The sequence below is a fragment of the Algoriphagus alkaliphilus genome (assembly GCF_900103735.1).
In the GTDB taxonomy this organism is placed as follows: Bacteria; Bacteroidota; Bacteroidia; order Cytophagales; family Cyclobacteriaceae; genus Algoriphagus; species Algoriphagus alkaliphilus.
Genome location: NZ_FMXE01000045.1, coordinates 1 through 15,923, shown reverse-complemented (window position 1 = coordinate 15,923; position 15,923 = coordinate 1). Strand labels below are relative to the sequence as shown.

Genomic DNA, 15,923 nt, shown 5'->3' with positions numbered 1-15,923 from the left:
TACTTACAATTTACAACTTACTTTTTACCACTCACAACTTCCTGACTTCCTGACTTCCTTGCTTCCCAACTTCCCATCCTCCCACTACAACATCTCCCTCACCATAACCAGCACTTTTTCCATTTCTTTCCGGACAGCAGAAGCGGAGTAGGGGTAGTTGGAATTCATAAATGCCATGCAGTAGGTTTTTCCGCTTTTGGTTTTGATCAGACCCACCAGGCTGAGGTTGTTACTCATGGTTCCAGTTTTGGCAAAAACGTAGGGTTCAACGGCCTGATAGCTGTTTTTCAATGTTCCGGTTTTTCCGCCAGTTGGCAAGAGGTCATAAAGTTGAGATTCTGGAAGAATCCGGTATAGTTTCTCAAAAAGGGCAACCATGGATCTTGGGGTAAATAAGTTATGTCGGCTGAGGCCGCTTCCATCTACCCATTTGGGTTGATCGGGGAGATCTGTCAGATGTGTTTTTAAAATATACTCAATAGCCCGTTCGGTGTCTAGTTCTTTGAAAAGTCGATCCGAAACCATAAACAATAGCTGCTCCGCAAGGAAATTATCGCTTTCAAGCATCATTTCTTTCAACAGGGGATAAATTGGAGCTCCTCTGAAAACCCTTTGATCCTGAGGCAGGATTTCCGGAGTGTAAATCCATTTTTTCCCAGTGGCCTCTGAGGCCAAACGAACAAAGAGATCGGGATTGTTCAGAAAAGGAATAAACCCTTCTCTGCCCAAGAAGGTAGCAGGGTTATACGCAAAGGTATTGCTGTGAAAGTCCCGTTCCAGCTCTTTGATCGGCTTGGTGGTGGTGCGGATAGCAGATTGGAATAAGCTCGGAAAAACCTCCGGACGGTTGCCGATTTTTTTGACCTGAACCAGATTGCCATAGATCGGCAGCGAACTTCGTTCGGCTGAATAATCATAATAATAATCGTCCCATTGCCAGCCATAGCCAAAGGAAGGGGAAACTTGATTGACATCTGAAAATACGACGACGGAATAGGGGGCAAGAAGTTTTTGAATATCCGGCTGCTTAAACTTCTTGTATTTCCAACTCGGATCGCCGGAGCCCCAGATTTTGATAGTATCTCCTGATGTCACATAGCGAAGCGTCTGTGTGCTGTCCTGAAGGATCAAAAGGCTTGCAAATAGTGTCCATAATTTGGTCGTAGAAGCAGGGACAAACCGGATTTGGCTATTTTTCTCAAACAAGACAGCTTGAGAGTCTAGGTCATAAAGCATAAATCCTGTCAAATGTCCGCTGAAAAAGCTCTGATCACCGAGCGCAGATTCAAGTTTGACGAACTGATCTCTCGATAGTTGCGCAAAGGAGTAGTTAGTGAATAGAAAAAAGGAAATTAGGAGAACGGCAATCGAATTATAGAGCCTTAGCTCTTTCTTTTTGTATTGAATTAATTTGAGTGGACTGATCATTTGGATCCGGGACTGGTGAAACTACCCCAAAACAAGCCTAGCCAACCCAAAATAAAGGCTACGCCACCCAAAGGCGTAATCGCTCCCAGCCAAGTGATTCCACTCAGACAAAGGACATAGAGCGAACCTGAGAAAATTAAAATTCCAAAAGTAAAACCCCAATAGCTTAAGTTCAGCTTTTTCCATTCCGGCTTGATCATAGCCAACATTCCCAAGCCAAATAAGGCCAGAGAATGGTAAAAATGATATTTGACCGCAGTTTCAAAAGTTTCCAATCGACCGGAAACTTCCAGCATTGATTTCAGTCCATGAGCTCCAAATGCTCCGATTCCTACGGCGATCGCTCCGAAAATAGCTGCTGTTTGGATGATAGTTGTTGGTTTCAAGAGGTAAAGGTTAAAGAGTTATTGGTTGATTAGTTATTGAGTTATTTTAAATCTAAAATTGATCGGTTGAGGCTTGACTTTGGTGCAAAATCCGAAATCCGAAATCCCACATCCGAAATCAATTCCGGCTTCCAAATATCGCCGAACCGATCCGTACCATTGTGCTTCCCTCTTCCTGAGCAATCTGATAATCACCGCTCATTCCCATGGACAGTTCTTTCATATCAACAAATTCAGGAAGATTTCGATTTTTTAAGTTGTCAAAAAGTTGCCGGAGTCCTCGGAATTCTTTCCGGATTTGATCTTGCTTATCAGTGAAAGTGGCCATTCCCATCAAGCCTTGAATTTTCACATGAGTTAATTCGTAAAATTCTTTTGATGCAAACATTTCCTCCAATTCAGCCTGATCAAACCCGAACTTGCTTTCCTCTTCGGCAATGTGCATCTGAATCAAAACGGAGAGCTGCCGGTCGATTTTTTTACCGTGTTTATTGATTTCCTGAAGTAATTTGAAGGAATCCACTCCGTGGATCAGATGAACAAATGGAGCGATGTATTTTACCTTGTTACTTTGAAGATGTCCGATCATGTGCCAGCGGGTATCGACAGGCATTTCCGGTTGTTTGGCTTGTATTTCCTGAACTTTATTTTCTCCAAAATCACGAATTCCGGCTTTGTATGCTTCCCTTAAATCTTCAAGTGGCTTAGTTTTACTCACTGCAATCAACTTGCATTCCGGATTTACAAATGATTTTTTTACGAATTCAAGGTTGGCTTTAATGTTCATTTTCTAATTTTAGACTTACACTTTTATCCCAATCGGCACTTACAAAGATATGGCAATCATCAGCACTTTGCTAAAAAAAGGCATCCGCCTCAGAGAGAGTTTAGAACAGGAATATTCCAGTCCAATCGATCTCCAAAAGCAACAATTGAAAAAGCTTTTGCTTAAGGCTGAGCGAACAGAGATTGGAAAAAAATATGATTTTCACGGGATTTTGAACACTTTCCGATCGGGCAATGAAGAATTCTATGAGTGCTATAAGGGTCAAGTCCCGATTTATGACTATGATTCAATTCATGCTGAATTTTGGCGAAAACTTCAGGAAGGCAAGAAAAACATCACTTGGCCGGGTGCAGTCAAATATTTTGCTTTGAGCTCGGGCACTTCAGGGGCTACATCCAAATATATTCCTATCACCAAGGATATGGTAAAGGCAATACGTCGGACAGGGGTGCGGCAGATTTTGAGTCTTTCCAAATACGATTTGCCGGACTCATTATTTTCCAAAGGGATTTTGATGCTTGGAGGAAGTACGGATTTGGACTTTAATGGCACCTATTTTTCCGGGGACTTAAGTGGAATTACAGCCAGCAAGCTTCCGATTTGGCTTCAACGCTTCTATAAGCCGGGTAAGAAAATCGCACGGAACAGGAATTGGGGAGATAAGCTGGATCAAATTGTGAAGAAAGCAAAAGATTGGGATATAGGGATTATCGTAGGTGTTCCGGCCTGGCTTCAGCTGTTGATGGAAAAGATCATTACGCACTATGGAGTGAAGGATATTCATGAGATTTGGCCTAATCTTCAGATTTTTGTGCATGGTGGAGTCTCATTTGAACCTTACAGAAAAGGCTTTGAAAGCTTACTTGGCAGGCCCTTGATCTACATCGAGACCTATCTGGCTTCAGAGGGATTTTTGGCTTTTCAGGCTATTCCAAGCCGTAAATCCATGCGTCTGGTACTCAACAATGGGGTTTTTCATGAATTTATTCCCTTTTCGGAAGCGAATTTTGATGAAAATGGAAATGTAAAAAAGACGGCTAAAACGCTCAAAATCGATGAGGTCGAAGAGGGTAAGGATTACGCGCTGCTGATCACAACGTGTGCTGGTGCGTGGCGGTATTTAATCGGTGATGTGGTCAGATTTATATCCAAAGAGGAGTCTGAAATCATCATTACCGGCCGAACGAAGCATTTTCTCAGTCTCTGCGGTGAGCATTTATCGGTAGACAATATGAATAAAGCAATCGAATTGGCAGCTGAGGAGCTTAATTTCCGTGTGAAAGAATTTACAGTATTGGGGGTTCCTTACAAAAACCTGTTTGGTCATCATTGGTTTGTAGGTTCCGATGACTTGGTGGATTCCGAGAGGCTGAAAGAAGTGCTTGATTCTCATCTTAATGCCCTCAATGATGACTACGCCGTCGAACGAAAACATGCGCTTAAAAAGATAGAAATTGATGTTTTGCCCTCCTCCCTATTTTATGATTGGATGAGAGCTCAGGGAAAAGAAGGTGGTCAAAATAAATTCCCACGGGTTTTAAAAGAGGAGAAGGCGGAAAGTTGGCAGCAGTTTTTGAAAGAATCAACTTCCGGCCAATGATACAATCACTTTGGGAGGGAGTCAGTATGGGACTTTTGCTTTCGGCAATTGTAGGCCCGGTGTTTTTCACTTTGATACAAAACAGCATGGAGCATGGATTTAGGTATGCGGCTGTGCTGGCCTCGGGAATCCTTCTGAGTGATACTGTTTATGTAATCCTGACATTTTTTGGAATCAAATTTTTAGCAGAGGCTATTTATTTCCAACTGATTTTAGGCTATGTCGGAGGGTTGATCTTGATCGGTTTTGGAATCAGCTCCTTGTTAAAAAAGAAAATTTCCCGACCAAACACCGGAGGGATTGAAATCCCAACAACGCGAAAGCGGACTGCATTTGCAAAAGGATTTGGTGTCAACGGGGTGAATCCATTCGTACTTCTTTTTTGGATTTCCATCGCAAGTTTAGTCTCGACCAAAGACCTATGGCAGGGAGCAGACATCAGGGCTTACTACTTTGGGATTTTACTCACTGTCTTTGCAATAGATTTAATAAAGGCTTTTTTAGCTAAGCAACTGTCGCACATAATGACACCGCGGCTGATGTGGTTGCTAAACAAAGCGGTAGGGCTTGTGATGATATTCTTTGGTTTGCGATTGATCTGGCATACTTTCGGGAGCTAAACCAAACCTTCGATCTCACTTTCGGTTTTATAGAAAATGAAAAAATCACCGCTAATCCTAAGCTTACTTGTAGTTTTTATTCTTTTGCTGACCTCAGAGGCCTTCGCACAGGAAATTCCGGCATTATCCGATTTTAACCGAATCCGATTGGACTATAATCAAAAGGGAATGATAATCCTTGGATCCTGGGCTGTTGGAAATATGGTTTGGGGTGGGATAGGAGCGAGTCAGACTTTCGGGCAAAACAAAGCTTTCCACCAAATGAACCTCTATTGGAATTCAGTCAACCTGATGATTGCAGGATTTGGCTATTGGCAGGCTACCAAAGAGGTGCCCGGGACTGATTTTTGGGCGACAGTGGAGGCACAGCAGGGAATTGAAAAAGTCTTGCTCTTGAATGGAGCCTTGGATGTGGCCTACATGGCTGGAGGGTTTTTTATGAAGGAGCGAGGACTTCGAAAAGGCAACGACCGACTTATCGGTTTTGGAAAATCAGTCATTCTTCAAGGTGCTTTCTTATTGGCTTTTGATGGAGTGATGTATGGCTTTCATCACGTTCATGGAAAGGAGCTTCCGGATTTGGTCCAAAATATCAGTTTGGGGCCTACAGGTGTATATTTCAGAATGAATTTTTAAAATAATGCTTTATTTTGAACTAGTTTTTGAATAATCCGTAATTTTAGTTATTTCCTTGATAATCCTCGTATTATGAAAAATCTATTTCCATTACTCGCTCTGGTTTTTATTTTGGGTTCTTGCAAGGTTTCAGAAGTCGTCTCCGTGGAAACACTTACAAATTCTGAAATGATGAAAGCGTATCAGACATTTAAAATGATAGAAGACGATTATTCTGACAAAAGAAATGAGCGACTCAAACAAATGTTTAGAGACAAATTAATCGAATTTGGATTTGAAGAAGCTTCAGAAAATCCTGATTTTTTGATTCAGGGTGTCATTGTTTCGAGAGATTTTATTAAAGAAGGAGGACAATTTTATACTTCGTCTATTCCGGGCCCTTTTTATAGTGCTAGTAATTCAGGTAATTCGATTCCTAGCGCTGGCAGTAGAGGAGTGATTAATCGTGGAATGATCGGAAAGGTCATTTTCCTTATTCAAGACTCCAAAACAAATGAAATCGCCTGGATGGGAGTCAGTTCAGGAGTCGTTTATGGAGGTAGTCGTCAGTTTGAACTCGATAAGATGGATCTTGTTCTTCATCAGTTATTGACCTCGCTGTATTGATAATTCAGCTAGATAGTCTGATCCTCGTGAGGTTGAGTCTGTAGGAAATGAGGAAAAAGCCCAGGTATAAATTTTTTTAATCTTTGTCCTATGGAAAATTTATCGCCTTGCCCTAAGTGCAATTCCTAATATACGTATGAAATGGACAACCTAATGGTCTGCCCTGTTTGTGGCCACGAATGGGATCCAAATGAAGCGCAGGAAGTTGAAATCGTGCTGGTGGTAAATGATGCAAATTGGACAATTCTCGCCAATGGAGATTCGGTGGTAATTGCAAAAGATCTTCCCGTAAAAGGTGCTCAAAAATCAATCAAAGCCGGCATTAAAGTCAAAAATATCCGACTCGTCGAAGGCGACCATAATATTGATTGCAAAATCGAAGGTTTTGGATCGATGGCGCTGAAATCGGAGTTTGTAAGGAAAGTTTGATTTTCAGTGTTCAAATTAAATTGGGCTTCGACTCCGCACAGCCTGACACGTCTGTCAGGCTGTGCGGAGTCGAATCCTGTTGTCTAAATGACAAAAAAAAATCCCTCCGGAGTGAACCAGAGGGATTTTTCATAAAAAAGCTTTTTGATTAAGCCAAATATTTATCTACTGGCGTGTAAGGCATATTGAATGCCTGAGCGACTGCTTCATAGACGATTTCTCCATTGATTACATTTAATCCAGGTACTAAGTCAGGATTTTCCTGCGCCGCTTTTTTCCATCCCTTGTCCGCCAATTGCATTGCGTAAGGCAAAGTGGCATTGGTCAGGGCCAGGGTAGAAGTATAAGGAACTGCTCCAGGCATGTTGGCTACGCAATAGTGTACCACATCATCAATGATGTAAGTAGGATTTTCGTGAGTGGTTGGTCTGCATGTCTCAATACATCCACCTTGATCCACAGCGACGTCAACCAGGACTGTTCCAGGTCTCATTTCCTTTAACATATCACGGGTGATCAGGTGAGGAGCTTTTGCCCCCGGTATCAAAACAGCCCCGACGATCAAGTCATGGTCTTTGATGAGTTTGCGAACATTGTATTCGTTGGACATCATCGTTTTTACATTGGCAGGCATGACGTCTGCCAAGTATCTCATTCTTGGCAGCGATACGTCCATTATGGTGACATCAGCTCCCAATCCCGCTGCCATCCAGGCCGCCTGAGTACCTACGATTCCACCACCCAGAATAAGAACTTTTGCCGGAAGCACACCCGGGACACCACCCAAAAGGATACCCCGACCTTTTAATGGCTTCTCCAAATAATTCGCGCCTTTTTGGATTGCCATTCTACCGGCAACCTCAGACATTGGAATCAGCAGTGGAAGACTTCTGTCTGCTTTTTCAACAGTCTCATAAGCCAAACAAACTGCTTTGCTTGCAACCATTGCCTTGGTCAAGGGTTCATAGGACGCAAAGTGAAAATAGGTAAACAACAACTGATTTTCCTTGATCAATTTGTATTCAGATTCGATCGGCTCTTTGACCTTTATGATCATTTCGGCGATTTCGTAAGTAGCTTCAATGGTCGGTAGAATTCTGGCACCTGCAGCCTCGTACTCAGAATCCGGAAAACCGCTCCCTTCGCCCGCTGTATGCTGAACATAAACGCTATGACCTCTCTTGATCAATTCTTTTGCGCCAGCCGGAGTGAGTGCCACCCGGTTTTCGTTGTTTTTAATTTCCTTAGGAATACCTATTATCATGACTAGTGTATTTGGATTTGAATATTCGCTGCAAAGATAAGAAGCAAAGAGAATCCAAAAAGTCGATTAAAAAATAGTGTTTGGTATCGATTTGGTGAAATGATGTATTTCCAAAGTTTATTTCACTTTTCTTCTGGATTATACAGATTATTCCAATATTTAATTTTTTAAAGATGAATATTTCGAATATTTTTTTCCTAAAACTTTTATTGAGGGTATTTTTATCAATTGTTTATTTTCAAACAAAACGATTGTTTGTTACAAAATCTCAAAATAAAATTTCATTGAGCTGAAAATTTAGCAATTGATTCGAAATTTTTGATTGTTAAAATGTAATCCCGAAATTTGCATCGAACTCAATTTTGGCTATTTTTGATAGTATTAAGAACTAATTCGAAGCCCAAAGTAACCCTTAGATTAAATTACAAATGGCAATAACCAAATCACAAACACATTTTCCAGTGATATCCCCCCTTCACAAAGAAGAAGTTTTGAAGGATTTCAAATTGGCTGTCACCAGTAGGCATGCTTCATTGATGGGACGAAAAGAAGTCTTCATGGGAAAAGCGAAATTTGGGATTTTTGGAGATGGGAAAGAGCTGGCCCAGATTGCGATGGCTAAAGCTTTTCAATTGGGAGATTTTAGATCAGGATATTATCGCGACCAAACTTTTATGATGGCAATTGGGGAGTTGAACGTACAGCAATATTTTGCGCAGCTGTATGCACACACCGATGTGGAAGCTGATCCCGCAAGTGCCGGACGATTGATGAACGGACATTTTGCAACCCGATCCATCGACGCTAACGGTGCTTGGAAAGACCTCACCAAAAAGTATAATTCAGCAGCTGATATTTCACCTACAGCGGCTCAAATGCCCAAGCTTTTGGGTTTGGCATACGCATCCAAACTTTTTCGTGAAAATAAAGGACTCAAGGGACTCAGTCAATTTTCCGTCAATGGAAACGAAGTAGCCTGGGGTACCATCGGCAACGCATCCACCTCTGAGGGGATGTTTTTTGAATCTATCAATGCTGCCGGAGTACTTCAGGTGCCGATGGTAATCTCTGTATGGGATGATGGATATGGTATCTCGGTGCCTAAAGAATATCATACGACCAAGGGAAGCATTTCCGAAGTATTGATGGGATTTGAGCGGAATGAAAATGAAAAAGGATTTGAAATCATCCGTGTAAAAGGTTGGGACTATGAAGGATTGAAGCAAGCCTTCAGTCATGCCGGAAGTGTGGCACGGACATCCCATGTTCCGGTTTTGATTCATGTGGAAGACATGACCCAACCGCAAGGGCACTCCACTTCCGGATCCCATGAGCGCTATAAATCAGCCGAGCGATTGCAGTGGGAAAAAGATTGGGATTGCATTGCCAAATTCAGGGAATACATCATTTCAAGTGGTTTAGCCAGCGATGATACGCTTGACCAAATTGAATCAGAGGCAAAGGCTGAGGTTAAAAAATTAAAAGAGGCAGCCTGGAATGAATTTTCAGGTGAAATCAAAATTGAGATCCAGGAAGTCCTTCAACTGTTAAAATCTACTGCTGAAAAAAGCACCCGGAAAGTTGTGCTGCTCCAGTTGGTGGAGGATTTGTCAAAAACTATCAATCCCATCCGAAAGGATGTCATTGCCACCGTGCGTAAAGCCTTACTCTTGTTAAGGTTTGATTCTGAAAGTATAAAAAGTGAACTCAGGCTTTGGTATAAAGCTCAGAAAGAAAAAAACTTTGACCGATACAACAGTCATTTGTATAGTCAAACCCAATGGGCGGTTGATAAAATTGAGGAGGTTCCGGTAGTCTACAATGAAAAATCAGCCATGGTAGATGGGCGAGAGATTTTACAGGCATTTTTTGATTACACCTTGGAAAAAGATCCCCGGTTTTTTGCATTCGGAGAGGATGTGGGAAAAATCGGTGACGTTAACCAAGCTTTTTCAGGTCTTCAGGCAAAGTATGGTGAAAGTCGGGTATCAGATACAGGCATTCGCGAATGTACCATCATCGGTCAGGGAATCGGTACTGCGCTGAGAGGGCTGAGACCGGTGGCCGAAATCCAATACTTGGATTATTTGCTCTATGGTTTGCAAATGCTTTCGGATGATTTGGCTTCACTGCTTTACAGAACCAAAGGAGGTCAAAAGGCACCCCTAATTGTTAGAACCCGGGGACATCGACTCGAAGGAGTTTGGCATTCCGGTTCACCGATGGGGATGATTCTTTCGTCGCTTCGTGGGATGATCGTGTGTGTTCCCAGAGATATGACTCAGGCTGCAGGGATGTACAAGACACTGTTGGAGGCTGATGAACCTGCCATCGTGATCGAGTGTCTCAATGGATATCGACTTAAAGAAAAGATGCCGGCTAACCTGGGGGAATACAATGTTACTTTGGGTAAACCGGAAATTCTCCGTGAGGGTAAGGATTTGACCATTGTCACTTACGGAAGTATGTGTCGAATAGTAATGGAAGCTGCGGATGATTTGGATGAAATCGGGATTTCCGTCGAAGTTATTGATGTTCAAACACTGTTGCCGTTTGATACCTTTGGAATAATAGGGAAGTCTATCAAGAGGACGAACCGAGTTATTTTTGCAGATGAAGATGTGCCAGGAGGGGCTTCAGCATTTATGCTACAGCAGGTAATCGAAAATCAGGACATATTTAAATCTCTTGACTCCGAACCACAAACAATCGCAGCCAAAGCGCACAGACCAGCCTATTCTTCCGATGGAGACTACTTTTCAAAGCCAAGTGTAGACGATGTGGTGGAGAAGGTTTATCAAGTGATGCATGAATCCAGTCCGAAAAAATTTCCAGCCCTGTAAATAAAAAAAGCCCTTTAAGGGCTTTTTTTATGGTTTATTTCTTGTGATCTGTCTCAATGTGACTTCTGGACTTGAAACTTCATTACTTCGATTCAAAGCCCGATCCTGAACCCGTACATCAATTCTGATGGTATCATTTCTAAAAATGGACTCCCAGCCGGATGATAGCATTCGATACTTAATGTTGCCTTCTACAGCTTGTCCTTCTTCTGTTGTCAGGATTCTTGGAAATCGTCCGTTGAAAGTAGTGAAGAACGGAGGGTTTTGCCATCTGAACTCAGTGAATCTGCCGCTTCTCTTGATGTAGAATCTTACAAAAATATTGTATTGGTTTTCGTTTTGTTCAACCCAGATTGTGTCTTTTACAACTGTATTGTTGATAATCGGATCTATGACCCAATCGATAGGATTGTAGGCAGGTGCTCCGGCAGGTCTTTTGGAATAAGTAATCAGATTGCCCGCCGCATCTCTTTTGTATGTCAGGGGATTAAAAGGCGGGTTAATATCTGAAGGCGAAAGACCCAGGTCTCCCTCAGCATCCTTGAAGTTTACACTTATAATCAAAGAATCAGCACCGGAGGTAGGGACATATTCAATGGTTGAAAATTCAATTTCTGGTACGCTCGGAAAATTTTCCGGTGGACTGATGCAAGAGGTCCAGCCAAAGGCTGTGATCAACATAAATCCTGAATAGTTTTTGATTCGCATCGGCTCAAGGTAAATTTACTCCCGAAAATAACGTTAGTTTTTCTCAGTAAAAGCGCAAATTATAAAACGATGCAAGATTTTAAAAGTTTTTCGGAATATCTACCCTTTTTGGGGGATAGTCAGTTTGATGATCTTGCTTTAGCATTATTTCAATTTCAATCCACTGAAAATGAGGTGTATAGTGCATATCTCAAGGCGAGAAAGATAGATTCAAAAACCATAAATTCAATTGAAGCTATTCCTTTCCTGCCCATTCGGTTTTTTAAGGATTTTCCGGTGGTATGTGGACGGGCAGGGGATTACACCTCTTATTTCTCGAGCAGTGGTACTACAGGTATGATCACCAGCAAACATTTCATATGGTCAGAAAAATGGTATTTGGATCATGCCCTTCGGATTTTTGAAAAACAGTACGGAGAAATTACGGATTTTCATATTTTGGCATTGCTTCCGGCTTATTTGGAGAGACCAGGCAGTAGTCTGGTCTCAATGGCAAGCCATTTCATCGAAAGATCTGAATCTGAGTATTCGGGATTCTACCTTTATAATCAGGATGAATTGCTAGGTAAGTTGGAGTTACTAAAAAAAGATTCAAAACAGGTTTTACTCTTGGGAGTGACTTTTGCCTTATTGGATTTGGCGGAATCCGGAAAAGAATTTTCACCCATGAAAAATCTGATCGTGATGGAAACAGGGGGGATGAAGGGACGAAGAAAAGAGATGATTCGCGAAGAAGTTCATGATATCCTGAAATCTTTTTTCCATGTAAACGCCATACATTCGGAGTATGGGATGACAGAATTGATGTCACAGGCGTATTCCAAAGGAGAAGGAAAATATACGCTTCCCGGCACAATGCGCGTTATGCTTCGGGATGTCAATGATCCACTCAGCTGGTCAACTCGATCTCAGGGAGGAATCAATGTTATTGATTTGGCAAATTTTCATTCCTGCGCCTTTATTGAAACGCAGGATTTGGGAAAATTTGATGAAAACGGGTTTCTTGAGGTTTTGGGACGTTTTGATAACTCAGAGATAAGGGGCTGCAACTTGTTGGTGCAGTAATTGCTATCTTAGGATTTATTAGACATATTTGAAGAGATAAAAAATAACTTGTGATATCGCGCATGCCAACCCAAGGGGAGGAATTTCAATCATGCCAGATTCCAATTGGCCTTTAAAAAAACAAATACAAATGAAAAGATTAGCCACAATAGCATTGATGATTGGAATTTTAGCCTTGGGAGCATGTGCATCCAGCAAACCTTGCCCGGCTTATGCTAAAGCCCCGACAACGCAGAATCCCAATAGCTAAAAAATATGCTGACTTAATAGTCAGCATATTTTTTTATGTCTTCCAGACTGATCACAGGCTCTCCCAGGATTACCAGTCGTTCGATGACGTTTCTAAGTTCTCGAATGTTTCCGGTCCAAGGAAACTCCTGAAGTTTAAGTAAGGCATCTTTTGCTATTCTTTTTTTCGCATCTCCGTTTTCCTGTGCGATGTCGTCAAGAAATTTTTCCACCAAAAGCGGAATGTCTTCCTTGCGATCTTTCAAAGCAGGTACCTGTACCAGAATTACACTGAGTCTGTGATACAAATCCTCACGGAATCTACCGGCTTCTATTTCTTTCTTTAGGTCTTTATTGGTAGCTGCCAGTACCCGCACATCTACTTTGATGTCTCGGTCACTCCCTACACGGTTGATCAGATTTTCCTGAAGGGCGCGAAGCACTTTAGATTGAGCAGATAGCGACATATCACCAATTTCATCCAGAAAAAGAGTTCCGCCCTGCGCCTGCTCAAACTTGCCGTTTCGCTGCTTATGAGCTGAAGTGAAGGCCCCTTTTTCGTGTCCAAAAAGCTCTGATTCAATTAGTTCGGAAGGAATGGCTGCGCAGTTTACCGCAACAAAAGGTTCCGCCTGACGATTGCTTTTTTGGTGGATCCAATGGGCTACCAGCTCTTTCCCGGTTCCGTTAGGACCTGTGATCAAAACCCGTGCATCCGTGGGTGCTACTTTTTCTATGGTGTCTTTTACCCTTGCGATTGCAGGAGATTCGCCTACCATGTCAAACTTCTTCGAAAGTTTTTTCTTCAAGACCTTTGTCTCCGTGACCAGTTGCTTTTTATCCAGCGCATTTCGGACAGTTAATAAAAGTCGGTTTAAATCGGGTGGTTTTGGAATGAAGTCAAACGCCCCCTTTTTGGTGGCTTCTACGGCAGTCTCGATGCTTCCATGGGCTGAGATCATGATGAATTGCGGTGTGCGTCCCATGGCTTTTGCCTGATCCAACACCTCTATTCCATCCATCTTGGGCATTTTTATATCGCAAAGGACGAGGTCGAAATCTTCTTCCTGCATTTTTGCCAAACCCTCCTCACCGTCTTGAGCTTCGGTGACTTCAAATTTTTCGTACTCTAAAATCTCCCTGAGGGAGGCGCGAATAAATCGCTCGTCATCAATTATCAGAATCTTCGGCATAGCGTAAAGTAAGGAAAAAAGTGCAAGTCTGTAAGCCGGGTCCTGTCTCTTCCAAATGTTTTGGAAGATACTTGCCATTTATCTAGCCCCGATCTCGCGATCGGGATCCATCGATCTACCCGTTCCGCATAAAGACGAGCAGCCTTTCCCGGATTTGCATCCGGAGCGGAACCTATTTGATCTTTCAACCCATAAGGTTTGCCTTGCCTCCTTTGTCACCATCGGAGCGGTGGGCTCTTACCCCACCTTTTCACCCTTACCCTTCAACAGGCTCAGGGACAAGCCCTGTGTTGAGCGGCGGTTTGTTTCTGTGGCACTTTCTGTCCTTCGGCTGTCTCCGGCCGAAGTCCTTCCTGTTAGGAAGTATGGCGCTCTACGTTGCCCGGACTTTCCTCTTTCCCGTCCCAATAGCTATAGGGTTCGCGACAGCGGCAAGTCGACTTGCACGCTGCAATTTACGGGATTTTCATTGATTTGGGTGCATTTCATTTTCAGCTTGCCTCTGATAAGAATTTTGAAAAAAACTTACGTCCGGGTATTTGGATTAAGTTATTAAGAAATATTTTTGGACTATCAATAATCAGTCTAAATAAAATCAGATTCTAATGCTTGTAAATGCTTTGATGCTACTCTTTGTGGTTTTCTCACACCCGAGCCCAAGACCCACTAATGATTCTTATAAAATTGAGATCGCTGATGCTGTTGTTTCTGTCTCGGGAAAAGTAAAAACTCCGAGTGGTCAACCTGTTTCTTATGCCAATGTCGCTGTAAAAGGAAGTGTTAAGGGGCATTCACTGATTTACAGGGGAATTCTCAACTGTTCGACTTGAGTGATGGCAGGTATGAAATCGAAATCTCTGCTGTGGGGTATAAAACCATGAACCAACTCATCACAGGAGTCGCGGGTAAATTGGTCAATCTGGAAGTGAAGTGATATTTTAGCAAGAGGATGTTCAAATGCCTCAATTCGGAGTAATCGCAAACCTAGACCATATTTTTTCGAAAGTTTCTGGCTCAGTGGACTTTTTGGATATGGCTGAAATAAAGAATTTACATCCCATCTCAGGAAATGAAGTATTGAGAAGAGTAGCCGGAGTACGAGTCGTCGATGAAGAAGGTGCAGGAATGCGCGTCAATATCGGAATCAGAGGCCTTGACCCTGACAGAAGCAGACCGGTATTGGTTTTGGAAGATGGTGTTCCTGTAGCATTGGCTCCTTACGGAGAACCGGATATGTATTATTCGCCTGCCATTGACCGTATGGCCGGTGTTGAAATCCTGAAAGGTTCCAGACAGATTCTTTATGGGCCTCAGACAATTGGAGGTGTAGTCAACTACATCACACCCAATCCTCCTTCCGAACAGGAAGGTGCTGTAAGGATTCAGGGTGATCAGGGAGGTTTTTACAGTAATTTGATCAATTATAGAAGCACGTTTGGCAATCCGGGTTTTCAGGTCAATTTATTAAACAAAGGTGCCAAAAACATCGGGCCGACTGAGTTTAAGATTACAGACATCAATTCCAAATCTTTATTCAATTTCAATGAAAAGTCTGAATTGGGATTGAAGCTTGTCCTGTACAATGAAAGCTCAAATTCCACCTATATTGGCATCAATCAGGTCATGTACGATCAGGGAGGGAATGATTTTGCAAGATTAGCACCCGATGATCAGTTGGATGTACAGTGCTATTCAGTAAGCTTCAATCACGTTTACCGATTTAATCCCAATGTCAAATTGAGAACAATACCGTCCTAAATAAAGAGAGAGAGAGGTCCCGATTTTTTTTGCCCAAACTATTTAATTTGGGTTTGCACCAAAAACCTGAGACCTCTCATGGGTAATATTACCTTGTTTTCGCAGATTATTAAAAAAACCGAGCGTCCAATTTTCAAGAAACTGGTTGAAGAGAAACAAACCGACAAGGCCTGCAAAGGCTTTGACAGTTGGACGCATTTGGCATCGATGCTGTTCTGTCATTTTGCCAAGAGTACCAAGGCACCAGTCTATCTGTTGGACTCCACCGTGGTGAGTTTGTGTCTTTCGGTATTAGACTGGGCTACTTTCCGGACTAAAAAGGGTGCAGTCAAGATGCATACATTGCTGGATTACGACGGTAAACTTCCTGTT

At 42.4% G+C, this 15,923-nt stretch carries 16 protein-coding genes and 1 other RNA gene; 10 read left to right on the top strand and 7 right to left on the bottom strand.

Annotated features, from left to right (window positions below; all coding sequences use genetic code 11):
- Window positions 1-84: 84 nt before the first annotated feature.
- From BLQ81_RS20320 to BLQ81_RS20310, 3 genes are all read right to left on the bottom strand, one after another.
- A complete protein-coding gene (locus BLQ81_RS20320) occupies window positions 85-1,428 on the bottom strand; it encodes a D-alanyl-D-alanine carboxypeptidase (RefSeq protein WP_092734441.1) in 1,344 nt (447 codons plus the stop codon).
- Complete coding sequence (locus BLQ81_RS20315; RefSeq protein ID WP_092734438.1) at window positions 1,425-1,814, bottom strand: DUF423 domain-containing protein; 390 nt, start codon at window positions 1,812-1,814, stop codon at window positions 1,425-1,427. Before BLQ81_RS20315 ends, BLQ81_RS20320 begins: the two co-directional genes overlap by 4 nt.
- A 118-nt stretch (window positions 1,815-1,932) precedes the next feature.
- Window positions 1,933-2,601 (bottom strand): YggS family pyridoxal phosphate-dependent enzyme, encoded by a 669-nt coding sequence (locus tag BLQ81_RS20310; RefSeq protein WP_092734435.1) that lies wholly within the window; start codon window positions 2,599-2,601, stop codon window positions 1,933-1,935.
- A gap of 49 nt (window positions 2,602-2,650) precedes the next feature.
- On the opposite strand from BLQ81_RS20310, the gene BLQ81_RS20305 reads away from it, so the two are divergent.
- The 5 genes from BLQ81_RS20305 to BLQ81_RS20285 all read left to right on the top strand — a co-directional run bounded on the left by BLQ81_RS20305 (window position 2,651) and on the right by BLQ81_RS20285 (window position 6,492).
- Complete coding sequence (locus BLQ81_RS20305) at window positions 2,651-4,201, top strand: GH3 family domain-containing protein (protein WP_092734432.1); 1,551 nt, start codon at window positions 2,651-2,653, stop codon at window positions 4,199-4,201.
- Window positions 4,198-4,821: a LysE family translocator gene (locus tag BLQ81_RS20300; RefSeq protein ID WP_092734429.1), complete on the top strand. Its 624-nt coding sequence runs from the start codon at window positions 4,198-4,200 to the stop codon at window positions 4,819-4,821. Before BLQ81_RS20305 ends, BLQ81_RS20300 begins: the two co-directional genes overlap by 4 nt.
- A gap of 36 nt (window positions 4,822-4,857) precedes the next feature.
- Complete coding sequence (locus BLQ81_RS20295) at window positions 4,858-5,457, top strand: DUF6992 family protein (RefSeq protein ID WP_092734426.1); 600 nt, start codon at window positions 4,858-4,860, stop codon at window positions 5,455-5,457.
- Between the two features lie 72 nt (window positions 5,458-5,529).
- Window positions 5,530-6,063, top strand: coding sequence for a DUF4136 domain-containing protein (locus tag BLQ81_RS20290; RefSeq protein ID WP_092734423.1), 534 nt, complete (start codon window positions 5,530-5,532; stop codon window positions 6,061-6,063).
- 141 nt (window positions 6,064-6,204) lie between these two features.
- The gene (locus tag BLQ81_RS20285) at window positions 6,205-6,492 is read left to right on the top strand and encodes a zinc ribbon domain-containing protein YjdM (RefSeq protein ID WP_217636698.1); all 288 of its coding nucleotides are present in this window, start codon (window positions 6,205-6,207) and stop codon (window positions 6,490-6,492) included.
- A gap of 148 nt (window positions 6,493-6,640) precedes the next feature.
- Here the strand turns inward: BLQ81_RS20285 and ald are convergent, their stop codons facing one another.
- Window positions 6,641-7,756, bottom strand: a complete 1,116-nt coding sequence (ald, locus tag BLQ81_RS20280; RefSeq protein WP_092734420.1) for an alanine dehydrogenase — start codon at window positions 7,754-7,756, stop codon at window positions 6,641-6,643.
- A gap of 428 nt (window positions 7,757-8,184) precedes the next feature.
- Between ald and BLQ81_RS20275 the strand changes: the two genes are divergently transcribed.
- Complete coding sequence (locus BLQ81_RS20275) at window positions 8,185-10,599, top strand: alpha-ketoacid dehydrogenase subunit alpha/beta (protein WP_092734417.1); 2,415 nt, start codon at window positions 8,185-8,187, stop codon at window positions 10,597-10,599.
- 27 nt (window positions 10,600-10,626) lie between these two features.
- On the opposite strand, the gene BLQ81_RS20270 is transcribed toward BLQ81_RS20275, so the two are convergent.
- Window positions 10,627-11,307 carry a hypothetical protein gene (locus BLQ81_RS20270; protein WP_092734414.1) on the bottom strand — a complete coding sequence of 227 codons (681 nt, stop codon included), beginning with the start codon at window positions 11,305-11,307 and terminating at the stop codon, window positions 10,627-10,629.
- Window positions 11,308-11,376: 69 nt separating this feature from the next.
- On the opposite strand from BLQ81_RS20270, the gene BLQ81_RS20265 reads away from it, so the two are divergent.
- Window positions 11,377-12,372, top strand: coding sequence for an acyl transferase (locus tag BLQ81_RS20265; protein ID WP_092734411.1), 996 nt, complete (start codon window positions 11,377-11,379; stop codon window positions 12,370-12,372).
- Between the two features lie 263 nt (window positions 12,373-12,635).
- Here the strand turns inward: BLQ81_RS20265 and BLQ81_RS20260 are convergent, their stop codons facing one another.
- Window positions 12,636-13,793, bottom strand: coding sequence for a sigma-54-dependent transcriptional regulator (locus BLQ81_RS20260; protein ID WP_092734408.1), 1,158 nt, complete (start codon window positions 13,791-13,793; stop codon window positions 12,636-12,638).
- 15 nt (window positions 13,794-13,808) lie between these two features.
- Window positions 13,809-14,241: RNase P RNA component class A (gene rnpB, locus BLQ81_RS20255), an RNA gene on the bottom strand.
- Between the two features lie 157 nt (window positions 14,242-14,398).
- On the opposite strand from rnpB, the gene BLQ81_RS22860 reads away from it, so the two are divergent.
- From BLQ81_RS22860 to BLQ81_RS20245, 3 genes are all read left to right on the top strand, one after another.
- Entirely contained in the window at window positions 14,399-14,623 is a 225-nt protein-coding gene (locus BLQ81_RS22860; protein WP_245693330.1) for a carboxypeptidase-like regulatory domain-containing protein, read from the top strand.
- A gap of 202 nt (window positions 14,624-14,825) precedes the next feature.
- Window positions 14,826-15,551: a TonB-dependent receptor plug domain-containing protein gene (locus BLQ81_RS22855; protein ID WP_245693329.1), complete on the top strand. Its 726-nt coding sequence runs from the start codon at window positions 14,826-14,828 to the stop codon at window positions 15,549-15,551.
- 78 nt (window positions 15,552-15,629) lie between these two features.
- Window positions 15,630-15,923 (top strand): DUF4372 domain-containing protein (locus BLQ81_RS20245; RefSeq protein ID WP_139183689.1); only part of this gene is annotated, 294 nt, incomplete at its 3' end.